Origin of the sequence: Paenibacillus helianthi (genome assembly GCF_001909055.1) — a bacterium.
In the GTDB taxonomy this organism is placed as follows: domain Bacteria; phylum Bacillota; class Bacilli; order Paenibacillales; family Paenibacillaceae; genus Paenibacillus_AQ; species Paenibacillus_AQ helianthi.
Genome location: NZ_LVWI01000059.1, coordinates 126485 through 148330, shown reverse-complemented (window position 1 = coordinate 148330; position 21846 = coordinate 126485). Strand labels below are relative to the sequence as shown.

Annotated in this window: 11 protein-coding genes; 9 read left to right on the top strand and 2 right to left on the bottom strand. The window is 54.0% G+C overall.

Annotated features, from left to right (window positions below; genetic code table 11):
• Positions 1-27 precede the first annotated feature (27 nt).
• Together A3844_RS22450 and A3844_RS22445 are read right to left on the bottom strand one after the other, a co-directional pair.
• Positions 28-1647, bottom strand: coding sequence for a response regulator (locus A3844_RS22450; protein WP_083606970.1), 1620 nt, complete (start codon positions 1645-1647; stop codon positions 28-30).
• Positions 1622-3478, bottom strand: a complete 1857-nt coding sequence (locus A3844_RS22445) for a cache domain-containing sensor histidine kinase (RefSeq protein ID WP_074101453.1) — start codon at positions 3476-3478, stop codon at positions 1622-1624. Before A3844_RS22445 ends, A3844_RS22450 begins: the two co-directional genes overlap by 26 nt.
• Positions 3479-3605: 127 nt before the next feature.
• Here A3844_RS22445 and A3844_RS22440 point away from each other — a divergent pair, with 127 nt between their 5' ends.
• The 9 genes from A3844_RS22440 (at position 3606) to A3844_RS22395 (ending at position 21830) form a co-directional block, all read left to right on the top strand.
• Positions 3606-5069 carry an ABC transporter substrate-binding protein gene (locus A3844_RS22440; protein WP_074101452.1) on the top strand — a complete coding sequence of 488 codons (1464 nt, stop codon included), beginning with the start codon at positions 3606-3608 and terminating at the stop codon, positions 5067-5069.
• Between the two features lie 347 nt (positions 5070-5416).
• Entirely contained in the window at positions 5417-8506 is a 3090-nt protein-coding gene (locus A3844_RS22435) for a beta strand repeat-containing protein (RefSeq protein ID WP_083606969.1), read from the top strand.
• 316 nt (positions 8507-8822) lie between these two features.
• Positions 8823-9809 carry an ABC transporter permease gene (locus tag A3844_RS22430; RefSeq protein WP_208619448.1) on the top strand — a complete coding sequence of 329 codons (987 nt, stop codon included), beginning with the start codon at positions 8823-8825 and terminating at the stop codon, positions 9807-9809.
• A gap of 232 nt (positions 9810-10041) precedes the next feature.
• A complete protein-coding gene (locus A3844_RS22425) occupies positions 10042-10944 on the top strand; it encodes a carbohydrate ABC transporter permease (RefSeq protein WP_074088825.1) in 903 nt (300 codons plus the stop codon).
• A 53-nt stretch (positions 10945-10997) separates the two neighbouring features.
• Complete coding sequence (locus A3844_RS22420; protein ID WP_074108514.1) at positions 10998-12545, top strand: ABC transporter substrate-binding protein; 1548 nt, start codon at positions 10998-11000, stop codon at positions 12543-12545.
• 170 nt (positions 12546-12715) lie between these two features.
• Positions 12716-16231, top strand: coding sequence for a carbohydrate-binding domain-containing protein (locus A3844_RS22415; protein WP_074108513.1), 3516 nt, complete (start codon positions 12716-12718; stop codon positions 16229-16231).
• 971 nt (positions 16232-17202) lie between these two features.
• Positions 17203-18927 carry a glycoside hydrolase family 3 protein gene (locus A3844_RS22405; protein WP_074108511.1) on the top strand — a complete coding sequence of 575 codons (1725 nt, stop codon included), beginning with the start codon at positions 17203-17205 and terminating at the stop codon, positions 18925-18927.
• Positions 18917-19975, top strand: coding sequence for a glycoside hydrolase family 88/105 protein (locus A3844_RS22400; RefSeq protein WP_244169828.1), 1059 nt, complete (start codon positions 18917-18919; stop codon positions 19973-19975). Before A3844_RS22405 ends, A3844_RS22400 begins: the two co-directional genes overlap by 11 nt.
• Positions 19976-20072: 97 nt before the next feature.
• Positions 20073-21830, top strand: a complete 1758-nt coding sequence (locus tag A3844_RS22395; RefSeq protein ID WP_074108510.1) for a hypothetical protein — start codon at positions 20073-20075, stop codon at positions 21828-21830.
• The last annotated feature ends 16 nt before the right edge of the window (positions 21831-21846 follow it).

The window sequence follows — 21846 nt, the reverse complement described above, 5'->3', positions numbered from 1 at the left end:
GCCCGGAAGGACAACCGTTCATTCTGGCTACTTGTCGGAGCGGTATTTAAGCGGATGTTTTCCGACAATCTTTTTGAATACTGTACTAAAATAATGGGGATTCTCGTAGCCGACCCGTTCAGCAATTTCCATGACCTTGAGATCTGTGGAATGCAGCAGCTCCTTGGCCTTATCGATTCGGATTCTGGTGATGTAGTCCGTAAGGGTCTCGCCGGTTTCTTTTTTGAAGATCAGGCTGATGTAGTTGGGGGTCAGGTAGACCTCCTCGGCAATTCGTGCAATGGACAGCTCATGAGCGTACCCCTCCTGAACAATGGCTCTGATCCGGTTGATGGTTTTGCTGTTTCTGGAGGTGTTTTTCCCTGCCACATAAGTGCTGAGATCATAAAATAGCGAGAGCATATAGGCTTTTAGCCCGGATATATTCTTCTGCTTGTAGAGTGTGTCCATGATGGTCAGCCGGTCCTGCAGCACCTGCTCGATGTCCTCATCCAGCTCATAAAGGGCGCTTGCAGACGTAAAAATCATCTCGGCGCAGATGCTCTGCACATAATCGATTTGCAGCTTGGGGGCGGCCACCCGGTCGAAGAGCTTCTCCAGCAGTTCCATGACTTCTTCGGTATGGCCCGCCTTCAGCTCATTCATCAGCCTCGCATGGAATTTATAAAAAAAGGTACTCTGCAAAGTCTCCGTAGCGGACTGAATATCCTTGATATCCAGAATGGAACCATGGCCAGTATAAAAGGTATGCACCAGCGCGGCCATCGCATCCTTATAGGAGTCCTCAAGCTCACTTGCGGTGGGGCAAGCCCGGCCTATGCCTATGGACGCGTCCAGCCGCAGATATTGCTGAATGCTGCCCATGATTTTTTCACAGAGGCTTGCGATGCCGCCAGTGTGGGAAGAAGTAGACGTATCCGGGCAGAAGATGATGATGAATTCATTTTCGCTGGCGACAAAAGAGATTCCGCCGGGCGGACTCTCCAGACATTCGGTGATGATGTTCTGGATCGCAAAATACAGCAGCTGCTTATTTTCCTCCGAGAATTTGCCGACCGCGGTCTCATAATCATCCAGCTGGAGCACGCCTGCCGTCAGGACATCCCCCTGTTCAAAGGGAAGCCGGAAATCACTGATCTTCTCCCAGAGCTCCCGTTCATCCCGGTATAGTCCCCCCACCCAGTTCCGGAGGAATTTCTCGCGGATCAGCGGCATGTGGTTCTCTACTTGCTTCTTCAACTGCTCGACATTCATCTGGTGGTCTTTCTCCTGACGCAGCCGGTTGACGACTTCATGAAAGACCTCCCGCAGCTCGGGCAATTTGACTGGCTTCAGAATATACCCCTCGGCATTGACCTTCAGGGCAGTTTGGGCATAGGAGAAATCCTGGGCGCCGCTGATAATAATGATTCGGGTCCGGCAATTCCCGGCCTTCAGCTTCTCTGCCACCTCCAGGCCCCCCAGCATGGGCATCATAATATCCGTGAATAAAATATCAGGCTGAAGCTCCATACATAACTCATAAGCCTCCTGCCCGTCTGAGGCCTCACCGATGATCTCGATGCCGAACTCCTCCTGCCAGTTGAATACATGGATCAGACTTCTGCGGATAAAGGGCTCATCATCCGCTACGATCATCGTCAACATCTTCCATCACCTCGTTCCATGTAGTCACAACCGGAAACCGGACTAGAGCCAGGAGGCCGCTCTGGTCTTCGGTATTGGCATAATACCGGATGCCGTAAGATTCGCCGAAAAACTGCTGGATTCGGGTATGCACATTACGGATGCCGTAGGATTGATTCCCCGGATGCTGATCCGTCAGCAGCTGATTCAGCCGCTCTGGATCTGCACCTGCCCCATCGTCAAAGACGGACACACAGAGAAGGTCCCCGGACCGCTCCACCCGGATGCGGATTTTGCCTTTTCCCCGCCGCTTCTGGATTCCATGGATAATGGAGTTCTCTACGAGCGGCTGAAGACTGAGCTTGACTACCAGACATTCCTCCAGCACCCGGGGGTCGGTCTCCTCCAGCTCATACTCCAGCTTATCCTGGAAGCGGAACTGCTGAATCTGCAGGTAGCTGTCCACCTGCCGCAGCTCATCGCGCAGCGGGATAATATTCCGGCCTTTGCTCAGGCTGTAGCGGAAGAAGTCGGACAGCGAGGTTACCATATTGCTGATCTCGGGAATGCCATGATTGATGGCAATCCAGTTGATTGAATCCAGCGTGTTATATAGGAAATGCGGATTGATCTGAGCCTGAAGGGTTTTAAGCTCGGCTTCTTTTTTACGTAATTCGGTCACATAGAGCTTATCGATCAGCGCTTTGATCTGCTGCAGCAGCTTATTGTAGCGGTTGAACAAATAGGAAAATTCGTCTTTGCGCCGGTAGCGGATAATGATATTGAAGTTGCCGCTCTCGGCATGGGACATGGACTGAATGAATTTGCGGATGGGAGCGGAGATATTCTCCGACAACAGCAGAGCCATCATGAGTGAGATCAGCATACAGATACCGATGACGATGTACATGACACGCTGAAAGGAGGCTAGCTCTCCATTAAGCTCGCTCACGGGTGAGAAGGAAAGGATCGTCCAGCCGGTTTCCGGGATTTGGGTATAGGAGACCAGCATCTTCTCCCCCTGGATTACCTGACGGAAGGAATGGAAGGTGCCGCTGCTGCCTTCAGGGAACTTCATGTAGCGGTAATAGTCTTGGGTACTGATGTTCTGTCCAAGGAGTGACGTGTCCGGGCTGACTGCAATTGTTCCGGTCTGGTCGGCGATGTAAATCCGGCTGCCTGCCGTAGGTTTGTAGTGTTCCAGCAGATTATCGAATTCTGTCACGGGAATATCAATGGTAAGGAGGCCTACATAGGGCAGTTGGGCATGCCGGATGCCAAACAGGCGCTTTGCAAATTTAAGGGTGAACTTGGAATCCAGGGAGCTGAGCCCAACCACCGTGAAGTCGGATTTGGCCGGAATGCCCAAATACCACGGCTTCAGTGAAATCTGGTCGATATTAAACACCCGTCTTGAGAAATTATACTGCGTATATTCCGGACGGTTCAGCATATATAGCATAGGGACGAAGCTGCTTCCGGAGGTTCCGCTGCCGGGAAAGCTCTCCAGGATTCTGCTCAGCGCAGCCAGCTCATTAATAATTCCTGTGCTGTCTGTCGGTCGGTTGGCGGAGATCAGGTCGGCGAACTCCGTATTGAGGTATAGAGAAATCATGGATTGATCCGCAGCGGCGAAACGCTGAGCGAGATTATCCTGAACCAGATTCAGGTTGTTTTCGATCGATGTATTGACATTGCGGGTGATAATATCCGCTGATTTGTTATATACCGTAACGGAGATAATGGTGGTCGGTAGAAGGACGAGAAAGAGGAAGTAGAGGATAAGTCTGCTGCGGATGCTGAAGTTGTATAAGAAGAGGGTTTTGGACAGAGTATCGAATAATTTCTTCATCTGAGCCCCCTTCACACTGCGGATAATCTTCGCTTGCCATTTAACGGGTATTAATGGAAAATACCATTCAATAGATGGTATACATTGTAAAACGGGCGCGTTACGCTGTCAACGCAGGAGGTGAGGGATGAAACGGCTGTTATTCTATATCTTCGGCCTGTTGCTATGCGGGCTTATCGTATATGCCATCGCCTATGACCGTCCGCTGCTGGTGGAGTTTAATTCAGAGCCGGTACCTGAGGCGGCTCCCCCGGTTCAAGTACGGATTGCGCTGTACGACTGGACAGAGAATCTGGAGGTGAAGAATGCGATCCGGAAATTTAATCAGAGCAATCCGGACCATATTGAAATTGTAATGATGAATCTGTCCACGGATGCCTACGATGACACGCTCAACATGCTGATGACTTCGGGTCAGGGGCCGGATGTGTTCAGCGTGGATAACAGCTGGCTGGCTACCTATGTGAACAAGGGGTATCTGGCCAACCTGAACTCTTATCTGGACCCTGCGGATCTGAACAGATTTCCAAAGTGGGCTAGAGATTACGCACGCAGCTCTCTGTTTAAGGGAGGGATCTATTTCCTGCCCTCCAGTATTGAGACCGTGCGCCTGATCTATAATAAGCAGCTATTCCAGAGCGCCGGACTGGATGCGGAGCATCCGCCTGTCACTTTCGCTGAAGTGAAGCAGGCTGCGGCCAGGATTAGCCGCGCCGGGGTCGGCGTGAACAAATACGGCTTCGCGCTGGCCGCCGGAGACAGCCAGGACAGTCTGCAGACGGGGCTGGAAATGTCCAATACCTACAGCGGGGTGTATCTCTATAATTACCGGACCGGACGTTATGATCTGAGTGTATATGCTCCCTGGCTGCAAATGCTGCTGGATATGAAAGCAGAGGGCAGCCTCTATCCCGGAGAGACTCTGCTGAAGCGGAACGGTGCGCTCAGGCAGTTCGCCGACGGCAACATCGGCATGATGTATGCAACCAGCAAAGATTATGTGAAATTGCAGGAATATATGCCTAAGGATGATTGGGGGGTGGCTCTGCCGCCTGTAATGACTTCGGCGAAGAAGGGCAGCGGCGCGCTTATGATGATTCCGCATTCGCCGCTGGCGGTAAACAGCAGCGCACCTGACTTGGAAGCGGCGGTGAAGGTATGGAAGTTTCTCCAGTCTGAAGCTTTTCTGACCATTCTGTTCCAGCAGGCCTTGGCCCTGCCGGTGGTAGACGGGATCGCAGATCTTCCGGGCCTGGTTCCGGGGCTGGGCCATTTCAAGGAGTTTTACCCGACGGCTGAGGAGTCCATTTATCCGCTGGCTCCGCAGATTATGGACCAGTACGATCCGAATACCGTCTCGGTGGAACCCCGGGACTCGGGCGACCGGCCCCGTATGCAGCTCTATCTACAGATCCTTTCCGGCGGCATTAGCGTGGGCGAAGGCCTGCGCGCGGAAAGTGACCGGCTGAATCAGATGTTGGATATTGCGGCGACCGGTTATTCTTTTAAACGTGAGGAGTACATGTATCCGAATTTCAATCCCCGCACTCCTTTGCAGGGGGAGAGCCAGTTGAGCGCCGGGAAGGAGTAGGAGGGGAACAACTATTAGTTCTGCTACAGGAAAGGACTGCTTCTAGAGGCCGTATTGATATGGCCCGGAGACAGTCCTCTTTGCTTCGTCCCTAAGAAAATCCGCACCGCCCGATTATTGATACTTGGCCACTTGGAGCCCGTGCTGCTGTCTCTGGTCGCCTAGTGGGATAGACAGGTTGTGCATAAGCTTGCAGTTCTTACGTCCACACCGCATGTAAGCCGTTCGAATATTACTATATAAATCACTTTTTGTGCTGCTAGAGTTCCTGGGAGAATTATTGGAAGCCATTAAGCAGTGCCAGCAGAGATGTGAAATCCAAGGAAAAGGAAAAGGAGAATGAAGAAATGACCTTTTTATCAACGGGCCCCATTGAAAACAATGCGGTCAGTGGTGCAAGACCCACGCAGTCAGTGACAGTCCGGATTGACAACCGGAGTGATTCAGAAGCCTCTATAGTCTCGATTCAAGGCTACTATATGAGTGGTGGTGTACGGAATTTGTATGTCAGCCAATCCTTGAATCTGGCTGCTAATCAAGTAGTAACAAACAGCTATTTTGCTGATTTGGATGCATTTGAGTTTCTCTTCACAACATCAAGTCCAAGCCCGGCAGATGATCCTGTACAGATCTCATTCTGGGGAAAGAGCAGCACGGGGCAATTAGTGGCTGCGCATCGTCTGGTATCCTCTGAATTGCTGGGAGAAGTCACGGGGATCACCGGTGCTACCGGTGCCACTGGAGCGACAGGTGAAACTGGAGCAACTGGGGTTGCAGGAGTAACAGGAGCGACCGGGGTAACGGGAGCCACTGGAGCTACGGGTGTGACAGGAGCGACAGGTGAAACTGGAGCAACTGGGGTTGCAGGTGTGACGGGAGCAACTGGTGTAACGGGAGCCACTGGAGCTACGGGTGCGACAGGATCGACTGGTGAAACTGGAGCAACTGGGGTTGCAGGTGTGACAGGAGCGACCGGGGTAACGGGAGCTACAGGCGTGACAGGAGTGACTGGTGAAACCGGAGCAACTGGGGTTGCAGGTGTGACAGGAGCGACAGGTGAAACTGGAGTCACTGGAGCTACGGGTGTGACAGGAGCGACTGGTGAAACTGGAGCGACTGGGGTTGCAGGTGTGACAGGAGCGACCGGAGAAACGGGAGCCACTGGAGCCACAGGTGTGACAGGAGCGACTGGTGAAACTGGAGCAACTGGGGTTGCAGGTGTGACGGGAGCAACTGGTGTAACGGGAGCCACTGGAGCTACAGGCGTGACAGGAGTGACTGGTGAAACCGGAGCAACTGGAGCTACAGGCGTGACAGGAGCGACGGGAGAAACCGGAGCAACTGGGGTTGCAGGTGTGACAGGAGCGACAGGTGAAACTGGAGCAACAGGAGCTACGGGTGTGACAGGAGCGACTGGTGAAACCGGAGCAACTGGGGTTGCAGGTGTGACAGGAGCGACAGGTGAAACTGGAGCCACTGGAGCAACAGGTGTGACAGGAGCGACTGGTCAAACCGGAGCCACTGGAGCTACAGGTGTGACAGGAGTGACTGGTGAAACCGGAGCAACTGGGGTTGCAGGAGTGACAGGAGCGACCGGAGAAACCGGAGCAACTGGGGTTGCAGGAGTGACAGGAGCGACCGGAGAAACCGGAGCAACTGGGGTTGCAGGCGTGACAGGAGCGACAGGTGAAACTGGAGCAACTGGAGCTACGGGTGTGACAGGAGCGACTGGTGAAACCGGAGCCACTGGAGCTACAGGCGTGACAGGAGAAACCGGAGCCACTGGAGCTACAGGCGTGACAGGAGCGACAGGAGAAACCGGAGCCACTGGGGTTGCAGGTGTGACGGGAGCGACCGGGGTAACGGGAGCCATTGGAGCTACAGGCGTGACAGGAGTGACGGGTGAAACCGGAGCCACTGGAGCTACAGGTGTGACAGGAGCGACCGGGGTAACGGGAGCCACTGGAGCTACAGGCGTGACAGGAGCGACTGGTGAAACCGGAGCAACTGGGGTTGCAGGCGTGACAGGAGCGACCGGGGTAACGGGAGCCACTGGAGCTACAGGCGTGACAGGAGTGACGGGTGAAACCGGAGCCACTGGAGCTACAGGTGTGACAGGAGCGACCGGGGTAACGGGAGCCACTGGAGCTACAGGCGTGACAGGAGCGACTGGTGAAACCGGAGCAACTGGGGTTGCAGGCGTGACAGGAGCGACGGGTGAAACCGGAGCAACTGGGGTTGCAGGCGTGACAGGAGCGACTGGAGAAACGGGAGCCGCTGGAGCAACAGGTGTGACAGGAGCGACAGGTGAAACCGGAGCCACTGGGGTTGCAGGTGTGACAGGAGCGACTGGAGAAACGGGAGCCACTGGAGTTACGGGTGTGACAGGAGCGACTGGAGAAACGGGAGCCGCTGGAGCAACAGGCGAGACGGGAGCGACCGGGGTAACGGGAGCAATTGGAGCTACAGGTGTGACAGGAGCGACAGGTGAAACCGGAGCCACTGGAGCTACAGGCGTGACAGGAGCGACCGGGGTAACGGGAGCCACTGGAGCTACAGGTGTGACAGGAGCGACCGGGGTAACCGGAGCCACTGGAGCTACAGGCGTGACAGGAGCGACCGGGGTAACGGGAGCCACTGGAGCTACAGGCGTGACGGGAGCGACTGGTGAAACCGGAGCAACTGGGGTTGCGGGTGTGACAGGAGCGACCGGGGTAACGGGAGCCACTGGAGCTACGGGTGTGACAGGTGCGACAGGTGAAACCGGAGCCACTGGAGCTACAGGCGTGACAGGAGTGACCGGGGTAACGGGAGCCACTGGAGCTACAGGCGTGACAGGAGCGACCGGGGTAACCGGAGCCACTGGAGCTACGGGTGTGACAGGAGCGACTGGTGTAACGGGAGCCACTGGAGCTACGGGTGTGACTGGAGCCACCGGAGCCACTGGGCCAAATGTTGCAGCGGAAGGGTTCTCTGGGCTTCTGCCAACATTTTCAACCAGTGCAAGTACTCAGCTTGCCGGCTGGACGGTGACGTCACCGTATTACGACAGCGCCTCGTTTAACGAAACAACGGGGAACTACACGGTCCCGGTTACGGGCCGGTACTCTTTTGAAGCTACCATTAACTACTCTACCACTGCAGCCATTTCGGTTGCGTTAGGGGCGGGGATCAACCCGGCATTTGTGATCCGGAGAACTTCTCCTGTGACTACAGATTTGGTAACCGGACTGTTCCCTCTGCTGAATGTAAACATTGCCCTGCTGTTGACCCTGAGAACGATCTTGGGCAACGGGACAGTCACCTTGACGGGTGAGTTTGATCTGACAGCAGGAGATGTGATCGGCCTCTTCTATGAGGCGGATGGTTTAACGGTTCCGCTTAATCTGGGAGGCGCCTCCTCGGGCGTGATCTGGTCCGTCCACAGATTTATCTAATGCTGTCATAAGAAGAACGGAGTTATTAGCTGCAGCCAAAAGGGGCCGACATCCATGGGGTGAAGGCCTCTTTTTTGAAAGATAAGAATGTATATGTTTCTCGCTATAAATTATCCTTCTCTTTCTCGCTGAAACGGATGCCGTCCTTATAAGGACAGCGTAGCCGTCGTTTCCACTTGCCTGGAAGCAGCTATCACCAAACTCTGTAGATTATCGAACTTTTATTATAGATGACCTTATTTAGCATCTGCCGCTCTCCGGGTACACTTGAAACATGGAAGAGAGAGACTGCTGAAGGAATCAGGAGGCGTAAGCGATGATCACTCATGAGAAAAGAAACGCGCTGGACACCGGGCAGCGGTTGCCAGTGCGGATACATGCGAAAAGAAGCTCCATGCTGGGGCATTTGCTGAAGCACAAGGTGCTGCTGCTGATGCTGCTGCCGGGTGTGATTTTCCTGCTCATTAACAACTACCTGCCGATGTTCGGGATCATCATAGCCTTCAAAAATATTAACTACGTAGACGGGATACTCGGAAGCCCATGGGTGGGGATGGATAATTTCAAGTTTCTGTTCGCCACATCGGATGCCTGGATCATCACCCGCAATACGGTGCTGTACAATTTCGTGTTCATCATTCTCAACCTAGTGATAGCGGTATCCATCGCGATTGCCCTGAATGAGCTGAAGAATAAGCTGGCCGCCAAATTTTATCAGAGCATTATGTTCTTTCCGTATTTCCTGTCGATGGTGGTGGTGAGCTACCTCGTGTTCGCTTTTCTGAATGTTGAATACGGTTTCATGAACAAAGGCATTCTGGCGATGTTTGGGCTGAATGAGCTGAACTGGTATTCCGAGCCAAAGTATTGGCCGTTTATTCTGCCGCTGATCAACCTCTGGAAAGGCGTGGGGTATGGCTGCGTCATTTACCTTGCGGCGATTATCGGCATTGACAACGAATATTATGAAGCCGCGCTGATCGACGGGGCCGGCAAATGGAAGCAGATCCTCCATATAACGATCCCGCTCATCCGCCCGGTCATCATCATCACCACTATTCTGGCCATCGGCGGGATTTTCCGCTCCGACTTCGGGCTCTTCTACCAGACCACACTGAACTCCGGGGCGCTGTATCCGACGACACTCGTCATTGATACCTACGTCTATAACGCATTGATCAATATGGGCAACCTGGGCATGTCCGCCGCAGCGGGTCTATACCAATCCATCGTCGGCTTCTTCCTGGTCCTGGGCTCGAACTGGATCGTACGCAAGGTCGACAAGGACCAGGCTGTTTTTTAACACTATGAAAGGTGAGAGTACGGAGGTGAAGTTTGAAACTGCAGGAGCGATAGCGACCGCCTGCAAGCTTTCCGTAGGAAAGCTGGCTTCGTAAGCATAAGCAAGGTTTGGATTTCTACCTCAGGCAGCGGTTTCAAATCAGAGAAAACCAAACATAACAGCGGCCGGAAGTCCAAACATTCACCGCAGTTACGAACAACACCTTTGGAGAGGGATTTTGAAGAAAAGGGGGATGGAACCGGTGACCAATAATGAAATATCCCGGCCGACGAATGTGATACTCCATATAATTTTTATCATCCTGTCGATCACCTGTCTGCTGCCGATTGTGCTGGTGTTCATGATCTCAATTACCGACTACGATTCCATTGTGCTGAACGGGTATCAATTTTTCCCCGAGAAGTTCAGTCTGGAGGCATATGCTTATATCTTTAAGGACTATACCGTCATTGTAAAAGCCTACGGCGTGTCGTTCTTCGTAACCATTGCCGGCACGCTGCTCAGCGTATTTATCTCTTCGTTGTATGCCTATCCGCTCTCGCGGACGGACTTCCGGTACAGAGGGTTCTTCGCCTTCCTGATCTTCTTCACCATGCTGTTCGGCGGCGGGCTGGTGCCCTGGTATATGGTCTACACCCAGGTGCTGGATCTGAAGAACTCCATCTGGTCCCTGGTTATTCCGATGCTGCTGTCCCCGTTCAATGTGCTGATTATGAAGACCTATTTCCAGATGAGTGTCCCGCCCGCGCTGATTGAGGCCTCCAAGATTGACGGTGCCGGTGAGCTGCGGACGTTCTTCCAGATTGTGTTCCCGCTGTCACTGCCGGTGTTCGCTACGATCGGTCTGTTCAACACCCTGCATTACTGGAATGACTGGTTCAACAGCATGATCTTCATTACGGACACAGACCTCTATTCCCTGCAGTACCTGATGTACAAAATGATCTCCCAGGCGGACTACCTGAGCCGTAACGGGGCTTTGATTCAAGGCTCGGCGACGGAGCTGGCGAAACTGCCGGGTGAAACCATCCGCATGGCTATGGCACTGATCGGCATTGGCCCGATTGTGCTGGCCTATCCATTCTTCCAGCGGTATTTTATCAAAGGGTTGACGCTGGGCTCCATTAAAGGCTAACCTCGGATTCATCCGATTAGCATATATTGACCATCAAGGGGAGGAAACAAGCTATGGCAGGAAAAAAGGGCACGGGCCTACTGCTTTCACTTGTACTGCTGATAGGACTTTCACTAAGCGGATGCGGAGGCAATAACAGCAACAGCGGAGCTGAGCCGACCGGGACAAAGGTGGATAGCACCACCGCACCAGCCGCCTCGGATACAGCTACAGCCACAGCCACTGAAAAGACAAATGGGCTGGAGCAAGTGGAGCTATCGCTCTATCTGCCTGGCGGGCCGGATAAGGATGTAGCCTCCGTAGAACAGGCGATCAATGATTATTTGAAGGATAAGATTAACGCCACGATCAAGATCAATCAGCTTAGCTGGGATAAACCGGCAGACAAGGTGAATCTGATGATCCAGTCCGGCGAAGTGTTCGACATGGTCTATACCTGGAACTTCATGACCAATGCCGCCAAGGGCGCTTATCTGCCGCTCGAAGAGCTGCTGGACACCTACGCTAAGGAGACCAAAGCACAGATTAATCCGGCTTACCTGCAGGCCGCTACCGTCAACGGACATTTGTATGCGATTCCAACCGAGAAGGAACTGGGCCAGTCAGTAGGCTTTGCTTTTGACAAGGCGATTGTCGACAAGTACGGGTTCGATGTGAACAGCATCGCGAAGCTTGAGGATATTGAACCGATGCTGAAGACGATTAAGGAGAAAGAACCGGGCATCACACCTTTGTTCATGAACCATACCGACAGCCTGAACTGGTTCACTGTGTACCCCGAAAGTGAGGATCTCGATGGCAGTAATGAAATTCCGACACTGCTCGATTACAAGACGATGAAGGTTTTTAACGAATACGATACTCCGGAGATACTCGCACGGCTAAAGCTGATCCGGGAATGGTACAAAGCGGGCTATATCAACAAGAATGGCGCTACTGACAAAACAGAGCTGAAGGATGCCGTGAAAAGCGGCAAGGCCTGGTTCACCTACGGCAATATGAATCCAACGTCCACCAATGACTGGACCCGTCTCGCGGAGAAACCGATGATCATCAAAACCCTCCTGCCGGTACAGGTCAGCACGAAAAGCCTGCAGGGCTCCATGCTCGCCATCTCCAGAACCTCCAAAAACCCGGAGCGGGCCATGATGTTCATGAACCTGATTCATACCGATCCCGTCCTGTATAACCTGTTAACCTTCGGGATTGAAGGCAAGCATTATAAGAAGGTAGGCGACAACACGGTTGAATTTATTCCGGACAGCGGCTACAACTCTGTATCCTCGTGGATGATCGGGAATGTGCTGCTGAACTACCTGAACAAGGATGAAGATCCCAAACGCGTACAGCTCTATACCGACTGGAATAAAAACTCCAAGGTATCCCCGGTGATCGGATTTGTCTTTGACTCAACCAAGGTACAGTCGCAGATCGGAGCGCTGATCAACATTACGAAGCAATATAAGAATACCCTGTATTCCGGGGAAAAAGATCCTGAGCCGATCCTGAAGGAAATGAACAGCAAGCTGAAGGCCGCTGGACTGGATGCCGTGATAAGCGAAATTCAGTCGCAAATGGATGCATTTTTGGCCGCCAAATAAGATGTTGAATGATTAGCAGACCCGATATCCGGTAAAGTTCGGCCGCCTCCCTGATTCTTACTGTCAGCTTGCAGCGGCCGCTTACCAGGATGTCGGGTATTCCTATTCGCAAAAGTTAGCAGTTGGGGGCCCTGTTTCTATTCTGAATAGAAGAGGGTGTTAATGTGCGAATGTATAAAAATATAGCGTTACTGTCTCTTGTGTTCTGTGTGCTGACGACGGTTTTGATGCCAAATGATCATAGCGTTTCCGCTGATCCTCCAGGGATAGCAGCGATAGAACAGCAAATTTCGGGTCCTGTGGTGAAAGTAAAACAAGAGTCTGGCTCAAGTAGAGCCTCCAAGGCTTCGCTGCCGGTGACCGCCACAACCGCCACCTATAATCCATCGGGCTTGCTGTGGCAGGTAGGCGAGCCGGACGACAGCTCTGCCGAATTTACAGTTTACAATAATGTGTATAACGATTTTGCCCTGCCTCTTCCAGCTTGCAGCTATAATACGATCCCCAAAGGAATGAAGGCCGATGTCAATGGAACGATGAATTTTACGTTTGAATTGGCGGCCGTTCCCCAGTATGGAGCCGAGCTCAGCTTCAAGGTGATTGATGCAAGCACCGCGATTCCCCAGCTTGCCGTATTCACAAATGGCCTCATGAGCGGATTGATTCAAATCACAGGTCTGAATAACGGCGAAACCTCTCTGGAGCATACCTGGAAACAAACCTACAGACTGTATATTCCCAAAGAGCAGCTTCATATTGGCTCAAACGTGCTTAAGCTGGTGGTCGACCGCGGACTGTATGCGGACCCCCAGGCTCCCGGTTATAACGGAGACTCCTATTTATGGTTCGAATGGGATTATATCAAGCTGAAATCCCGGCCTCAGCAGGCGGATGAACCGATACATGGGCGGTATGTACATCTGGGGACTACGCTTGCCGCAAATACCTTCAAATATGATGAGAACGCGATCCGCCATCTGGCGCCCATGACCAAATGGATGGGCATCGCCTACAGCGGCAATTGGATGCGCGCCTCCTTCTGGTCGGATACGAGCGCAGGCTGGGACCCGCAGGGGCGGAACTATCTGGCGACGATGCGTGATCTGAACCTTACGCCAATGGTCAATATTATCGGAGGCAACTGGAAGAACAATGCGGATCTGGCGGGCGGTACGATCAGCACGGCTTTGAGGAGTTATTATGCCGCTTTTGTCAGTAAATTCGGGGATTTGTACCAATACGCAGAGACGGGCAATGAACCCGGATTGTTCGGCTGGTCCCGGGCATCGATATTGGCCATTCATGAGCTGATGGATGAGGAGCGCCAGACCAACAGCCAGCCCTATCTGAAAATTGTGGCGCCCGGCTGGGCCTATTGGCCATATAACGGAATTCCTGACGGGTGGGAGCGGGACGCTGCCCAACGCGAAGAAATTGAAGCGCTTTCAGATGTGACGAACGGCCACAGCTATGGCGGAACCGGTGTCCAGCCGCTGCCGGGCGGCAGCTTGTATGAGAATCTGCAGGTGTATCATGAAGCAGATGAGGGCTTTGGCAAAGAGATGGCTATGAGTGAAACCGGCAGCAATGACAATCATTCCGACAGTACGAAATACGGCACCTATGCGTACAGGTTCGCTTCCGCCTTTGACCGGGAGCTTCGCGGAGATATCGGCTATGTCGATCATATCATGCAGCATGCGGCCTTCTTCAATGACGGGACCGAGTTCGGATTATTTGATTCCGCGATCAACTGGAATACACACCGCTTCGAGGATACGGTAGCTGTAGCCGCGAACAGTAATGAGCTTGGTGAAACGCGGCTGAAGACGTTCCGCAGGCTGGCCGCCGCGTATGCCACCCACGGGCGCCCGCTCAGCTACGAGATCCTGAATCCATCTGAACTGAATGAGAAAAAAGCGTATTTCCGCGCGGTTGATACCTCAGCACTGGGCACGTCGGCCATAGGGGCTTCTGCAGACAAAATTCTGCTGAATTTCGTGAACTTTGAGACGCAGCCCGTGACGATGCAGGTGAGGGTCACCATGCCCGGCAGCGGGCAGTATGCCGGAGAACGGTTTGGACCGGGCGATACCTATGCCGCCGCCCACTCCAATGTTCAGCTTACGGCAGCGCCGGACCTTACGCTCTCGGTTACCCTGGGCGCTGGTGAAACCGTCCAGTATATTCTCGATGAGCTGGAGACCACTTCGCCAACGGCTCCAACCAGTCCGGCCGCGGTGGCAGTAAGCCATGAGCAGGTGAAGGTGACCTGGAATGCCTCGACCGACAACGACAGGGTTGTCAGCTACAATGTGTACCGGGATGATAGAGCAGAACCGGTGATGACCGTTCCGGGCCGGATTACGTTTTACAATGACTACACGGTAGCTCCTGAGACCGTATATAGCTACAGGGTTCAGGCCGTGGATGATTTCGGCAACGTCTCGCCGTTGACCACAGCCGTATCCGCAACCACACTGCCGATGCCGATTACGCCGCATGTGGCTGGAGATCCAACCAAATTCGAGGCCGAAGCCACGTCCTTTGCCCCGCCGCTCAAAATCGGCTACTACAGCAGCGCTTCTGGAGGAAGGGTTGTGGAGCAGACCCATGCCGGCGGATTGACGGTTCAGGGATTCTATTCCGAGAGCGGCGGAAGCTACACTTTAACTATTGCATACGCTTCCAATCAGGAGTCGAAGAAAAATATCCTCATCAACGGACAAAAACAAACGACCGTGACGCTGCCGTCCACCGGAAGCTGGAACAGCAACTTTACCGTGAGGCAATATGGCATTACGCTCCAGCCGGGGTATAACATGATCAGCTTTACCTCCGCTGGAAACGGCGCTAACCTCGATTATTTCAAGCTTGAGGAAGGCGCATATGTTCCGGTCTCGGCCTGGTATACCGCAGAGCATAATCATCCTTATATCGACTATACCGGATTTACGACCGCTTCCAACGGTGTCTCTCACGTGACCTATGCACCTGACGCCACAGCAACGTTCAATTTCAGGGGCATCGGGGTCCGCTGGAGATCGGATATCAAAAGCGATATGGGCAGCGCTGATGTCTATGTCGATGGGCAATATATGCAGACCGTAGTCATTCCCCAGGCTGGCATTGAGGGAGAGAACCGGATCGTCTATGAGCTTGCCGGTCTGGAGTACGGGCTGCACCGGATCGAGATCAAGGGGACCAACGGGCTGGTGATGGTCCATGGGTTCGAGTTCGAGAGCTACGAGGCCACCCTTCCGGCACCGCTTGCGGACCTGATCGTTACAGATATCGGCTGGAATATCGTGAACAGCGATGGCACTCCATCCTCCCATACCACGCCGCAACTCGGGGATTCCTTAATCTTCTGGGCCAAGGTGAAAAATATCGGAGTGCGCCCGACCCCGCTGAACACCTCCACGGGATTGGGTCAAATTACGGGCGGTGCCTTCTCCGTCAACGGCGGTGTCGTATCCTGGTCGGACACGAACAATACAGTGATCCAGCCTGGAGAAGAGGTTACCCTGACCGCCAACAGCAGCGCCCAAGGCACGCCCAAATGGACCGTTCCGACCATAGGCGGCTTCACCATCACCTTCTTCGTGAATGATATCTGGAGGTATGAGGAGATGAACAAGGAGAATAACAAATTGAGCGAGACACTAAGTATTAGTCTGGATTGAAAGCTGATGAAGACGCTATAGAGCTATTTATATGGACTGATATCTGATAAGACGCTGTAAAGCTATTAATATGGTCTGATATCTGATGAGACGCTGTAAAGCTTAGCTTCTGCCTCCCTGCAGAAGCTAAGCTGGTTCAAATAGAAGTTAGCGGGTTGAGCGGAAGTTACGCGAGTTGAGGTGGACGTTAACCTGGTTGAGTGGAAGGACGGAAGATAAGCTGGTTTAGGCATAATGTACCTGAATGTACTCGCTAGTGGAGGTTACTCCCAGGGGAAAATGAATTTAGGTGGAATTAGGAAAACTAGTTTATGGAAACTTGTGCTGCTGCGAGTTCTAGGTGGAATTAGTATAACTAATTATGCCGAAAACGCCTCGGTTTGCTATTAGAACCATTATTAAGTAAACAAACTCCAACTAAACCTCGACTGCAGACCAGAAATCGAGAATTAGTGATACTTTTTCCACCTTGTTGAGGTGCTGCTCTACCATTGAGATGGTTGAGTATTGCATTTATTAGATGTTATTCCCTTTGAGACTCTGTAGGATTTCGAACTTTTTTTATAGATGACCTTATTTAGTCTCCGCCGTTCCCCGGCTACACTTAAGGTAGTGATGAAATTATACAGGGTTAGAACGATCTGACGGTTTGGGGGGAGCGGAGCGTCCCCTTGCAGTTACGGTTTGGGGGGAGCGGAGCGTCCCCTTGCAGTTACGGTTTGGGGGGGAGCGGAGCGTCCCCTTGCAGTTAACGGTTTGGGGGGAGCGGAGCGTCCCCTTGCAGTTACGCAGGTGAAATGCAGCCAAAGCGTCCCCGCAGGGGGAAAGCGCTCTCCGCACATTGCAGCCCAGGAGCACAATCCCTCCGCCCACGCCAGCCATCCGGGTGTCCAGAGGGCCGGGGCCCTTGGGGTCCCCCTTGGCTAAGGGGGATTTAGGGGGATCGAAATCAGTTAGGAGGAAGTGCGACCATGCCAAGGCCTCTAACAAGGGAGGAGCAGGAATGGGTAGAGCGGATGCTCGCGTCCATGAGCCTGCGGGAAAAGATTGGGCAGACGATGCAGGATCATGCAGGACGGCTGCCGTTTAAGGGAAACGATACTGAGGCGCTTGCGGCCTATTTGAAGACGTATCCGGTGGGCAGTTTTTTTATCGGCGGTGAGGTGATTCAGAAGGCGTCGGGCAAGGCGGCGGAGTACCGGGAGTGGACGGAGCAGCTGCAGCGGATCAGCAAATATCCGCTGCTGTTCTCCGGTGATTTGGAATTCGGCGCGGGATCGGCAGTCAAAAGCTTAACCGCGTTCCCGCCGCTCCTCGCGCTGGCCGCAGTGGACGATGAGGCCTTGGCCTATGAATACGGTAAATTTACGGCACTGGAAGGGCGGGCGGCGGGCTTTACCTGGGCGCTGGCACCTGGCACAGATCTTTTGCTGAACTGGATGAATCCGGTCATTACAACGCGCTGCCTGGGGGATGATCCCAAGCGGGCGGCAAGGCTAGCGGGTGCAGTCATGCGGGGGATGCAGGACCATGGCCTGGCAGCATGTGCGAAGCATTTTCCGGGGGACGGGGTGGATTACCGCGATCAGCATATTGTGACCACCATTAACGGCTTGACCGAGGATGAGTGGGTTGCCACCTACGGGCAGGTGTCCCAATCTATGATTGATCAGGGCGTACTGTCGTACATGACCGGGCATATTGCTCTTCCATGGATGGAGGGGGAGCAGGGGGAGAAGCCAGTACCGGCAACGGTATCGGAGCGGATCACAACGGAACTGCTGCGGGAACGTATGGGGTTTGAAGGTGTGGTGCTGTCGGATGCGCTGGATATGGGCGGATTTCTGGCCTGGGGCAGTTATGAGAAACGGATGATCGACTGCTTCAACTGTGGAACGGATGTGCTGCTGTGGCCGGGTGTGGATTATTTCGGGGTGATGGAGCGGGCCGTCAGGGAGGGCACCGTCCGCATGGAGCGGCTGGATGCGAGTGTCCGCCGCATTCTGCAGCTCAAGGCCAGGCTGGGTATGTATGGCCTTGATGAGGAAGGCCGGGACCCGCGGGCACTTTCGCTGCTGAACGACAAGTTGCCGCCGGAGCTGGATCTGGAAGCAAGGGGCCTGAGCCAGTCCCTCGCGGAGCGTTGTATTACACTTGTCCGCAACCGTGGCCATATTCTGCCGCTTGATCCGCAGACTACCCGCCGGGTGCTAGTGATCTTGCTGAACAAAGTGACGGAAGGCCGCAAGTATGAGCGGATGAATGTTTTTGTAGATCTTTTACGGGCGAGGGGGCTTCAGGTAGATATACTGGATGAATTTGAGCCGCTGGGCACGATCCGGAAATGGGAGTTGTCGGGGATTCGCTGGGATGCTGCTTTTGCACCTTACTTTCTGCCCTTGCACGGCATGATGAATACGGCCCGTCCGGTAGGCGAGGCGGCCAAAGCGATATGGGCAATGCAGCATGCAGAGACCATCCGGCCCATCGGGATTTCTTTTGCCACCCCATATTTGCTGCAGGATATGCCGTTTCTGGATGCGCTGGTCAATGCCTATTCGCTGCATGAGGAGACCGTGGAGCTTACGGTCAAAGCGCTGTTCGGGGAGCTGCCTTTTCAGGGACGGTCTCCGGTGAAGACAGACCCGCAGGGTGGTTCACTTGATCTAAGGGGGATGCATCATTTTGAGCACTGAGCGGAAGCCTGCGGAGGCGCTGGACCGTTTGTTTCAATACATGATCTCGGAGGCGCACCGGGGTGACTGGGGAATGGACATTGACCACTGGGATTGGGTGCCGGGGGTGGGTGTGATTTCGCTCATGGAGTACGCCACAGTAGGCGGGCAGGAAAAGGTAATAGAGTATCTGCTGCAGTGGGTGAACCGGAACAAGCACAAGGCCGATGGGGTCAAAGTCATCAATGCGCTCGCTCCGTTCGCGATTTTTCCTGAGCTGTACCGCCAGACCGGTGACCCGTGGTTTCTGCAAAAAGCGATGTCCACCGCGGATTGGATGCTCAACACTGCGCCGGTCACGCGGGAAGGGGCACTGGAGCATACCGTCACGGAAAATGTGGATTTCCCGGAACAGGTATGGGCAGATACGGTATTTATGGCTGTCTTGTTCCTGGCGCGTATGGGCGGGCTAACGGGAGAATCCCGGCTGGCCGATGCCGCACTGCGGCAGACGCTGCTTCATCTGCAGCTGCTGCAGGACCCGGCTACGGGACTGCTCTACCACGGCTGGAACAGCCGTGAGGGCAATCATATGTCTGCGGTCCGCTGGGCGCGGGCCAATGCATGGATTACCCTGGCGGTTCCGCAGATTGTGATGGAAGTTCAAGGCGTGGCTGACATACCGGAAGAGCTGCACAGCCGGTACTCATCGCTTGCGGCAGCCTTGCGGTCCTGTCAAGCCGGAAACGGACTATGGCATACGGTCCTGAACAGACCGGATTACGTTCAGGAGACTTCAGGCAGTGCGGGCATTGCTTGCGGATTCTTCAAGGGGGTGAAGAATGGCCTGCTGGATTCCTCTTTTCTGGACTCTGCCAGGCTTGCGGTGAGCGGCATTCTTCCGCTAATCGCGGAGAATGGTCAAGTGCAGGGAGTCTCAGGCGGTACGCCCGTCATGCCTTCGGAAGAAGCTTACAATACAATTGAAGTGTACCCTTCGCTCTACGGGCAGGGGCTGGTGATGCAGTTGCTTGCGCAGGAACTGGAGCTGGAAGATCGCCAACTGTAGACCGGAACCGCGGCTGCATAATGAGCCCTCCCCAGAGGGAGCGGTTAACAGGAAAGTGTGGTTAGGATTCTCCTACCTAAAGGAAAGGAAGATCATTGTGAAGAAAACCGCAGAGGGAAGCAAGGCTCCTGAAACACCGGGTAGGGAGGAAACGGCCTATAGGCATGAGGGCATCGATCATCGGCGGATGCTGATCCGTAAAATGCAAATGCTGGAGCCCCGGTATGACCCGGAGCTTCACCTGCTCTGGTCCCCGTTCAGCAGCCCGGGCTATCATACCACGCTGCGTGAGGCTGAGGTCATCCATTCTACGCGGGACTCGCTGTCTTATGCGCTGGGGCTGCTGGATACGGAGCTGCCAGCGTATGAACAGCGGGCCTTCGATATTATCGCCCAGGTAGTGTCCCTTCAGGATACCGACCGCAGCCATGATACCTTCGGCATCTGGTCCTGGTTCTACGAAGAACCGCTGGCACAGATGGCGCCGCCGGACTGGAACTGGGCTGATTTCTGCGGCAGCCGGCTGGTCCAGGCTCTCTCGCGCCACGGCCGCAGGTTGCCCGAGTCGCTGCGGATGGCGGTTGCCCAATCCATTGAGTATGCCTGTGAGGCAATTATCAAACGGAATGTCGGGCCGGACTATACGAACATCGCGATACTGGGGGCCTTCGTCACCAGAATCGCGGGGGAACAGCTGGGCCGCAGAGATTACGCAGAATATGGACTGAAGCGTCTGCAGAAGCTGTACGACTATACGATGGAACGCGGTGCTTTTCAGGAATACAACAGCCCGGTCTATACGTACATTGCCATCCTGGAGCTGTCCAAGCTTCATGCCGAAACCATAGATGACCAGGTGAGGATGCTTAGCCGCGGTCTGATTGATCTGAGCTGGAGGACGGTGGCCGGGTATTATCACCCTGCTACTGCGCAGTGGTCCGGGCCGCATTCCCGTTGTTATCAGACGCTGATCAATGATCAGAGCAAGGCGTTTTTGCAACTGGCAACTAAGGGGAGGGTGATGTTTTTTGACTGGGAAGAGCTGCCGTACGAAGAGGAATGGTATAAGAGCGGCTTCGAGTGTACGGCTGCTTTTCTGGAGGCCTTCAGCGTTCCGCGCACACAGGAAATCAGACAGCTCTATGAAGGGAATGCAGAGGATGGCAGCGGCAGATGGGCGGTTACCTATATGACCCCGCAGGTGAGTGTAGGATCTTTTACCGCCAGTGATTTATGGAATCAGAGAAGACCGCTGCTGGCGTACGTGGATAATAACGGCTTGCCGGCCTATATTCAGCTTCGCTGTCTGCATGACGGGTATGACTACTGCTCGGCCCGCTTCAAATCGAAGCAGGATCAAGGTCAGGTGCTGTTCGGCATTGATTTTATCACCGATGGCGGGGACACCCATCCCAATCTGGACCCTACCGGGGGCGTCATCGAGGCTGATGATTTACGGCTGCGGCTGGAGATTGGCGGCCATTTGGATGGGGTCTCTGCCGTGTCCACCAGGGAAGGGGCGATCCTCCGAATCGGAGAGACCGAGTGTATGCTGACGACATGGTTTGCAGCATTTACAGGGCATTCAGGGGCGCAGCGCGACTGGACATGGGAGATTCAAAAGACTGCGGATTTACTCTTGGTGGAGCTGATCCTCTATTCGGGACCACGGCGGACCATTGATTTCAAGGCATTGCAGCAAGCGGCCATGGTATTCTCGCTGGATATCCAGCAGGTACCGGATGAATCCGGGCCGGAGCTGGAGCTGACAGATGACGGAAACCTGTGGGTAAGCTGCAGCGGAGAGGAGACGGAAGCGTTCACGCTCCATCTGCGTCCTGGTCCGGCGGAGTAGAGCTTGCAGGGAGCGG

Bases quoted from the DNA above. Each gene is read 5' to 3' on its own strand.
- A3844_RS22405 (WP_074108511.1), top strand. From the start codon at position 17,203: ATGCCAAGGCCTCTAACAAGGGAGGAGCAGGAATGGGTAGAGCGGATG.
- A3844_RS22425 (WP_074088825.1), top strand. From the start codon at position 10,042: ATGGAACCGGTGACCAATAATGAAATATCCCGGCCGACGAATGTGATA.
- A3844_RS22445 (WP_074101453.1), bottom strand. From the start codon at position 3,478: ATGAAGAAATTATTCGATACTCTGTCCAAAACCCTCTTCTTATACAAC.
- A3844_RS22415 (WP_074108513.1), top strand. From the start codon at position 12,716: ATGTATAAAAATATAGCGTTACTGTCTCTTGTGTTCTGTGTGCTGACG.
- A3844_RS22435 (WP_083606969.1), top strand. From the start codon at position 5,417: ATGACCTTTTTATCAACGGGCCCCATTGAAAACAATGCGGTCAGTGGT.
- A3844_RS22450 (WP_083606970.1), bottom strand. From the start codon at position 1,647: ATGTTGACGATGATCGTAGCGGATGATGAGCCCTTTATCCGCAGAAGT.
- A3844_RS22440 (WP_074101452.1), top strand. From the start codon at position 3,606: ATGAAACGGCTGTTATTCTATATCTTCGGCCTGTTGCTATGCGGGCTT.
- A3844_RS22420 (WP_074108514.1), top strand. From the start codon at position 10,998: ATGGCAGGAAAAAAGGGCACGGGCCTACTGCTTTCACTTGTACTGCTG.
- A3844_RS22430 (WP_208619448.1), top strand. From the start codon at position 8,823: ATGATCACTCATGAGAAAAGAAACGCGCTGGACACCGGGCAGCGGTTG.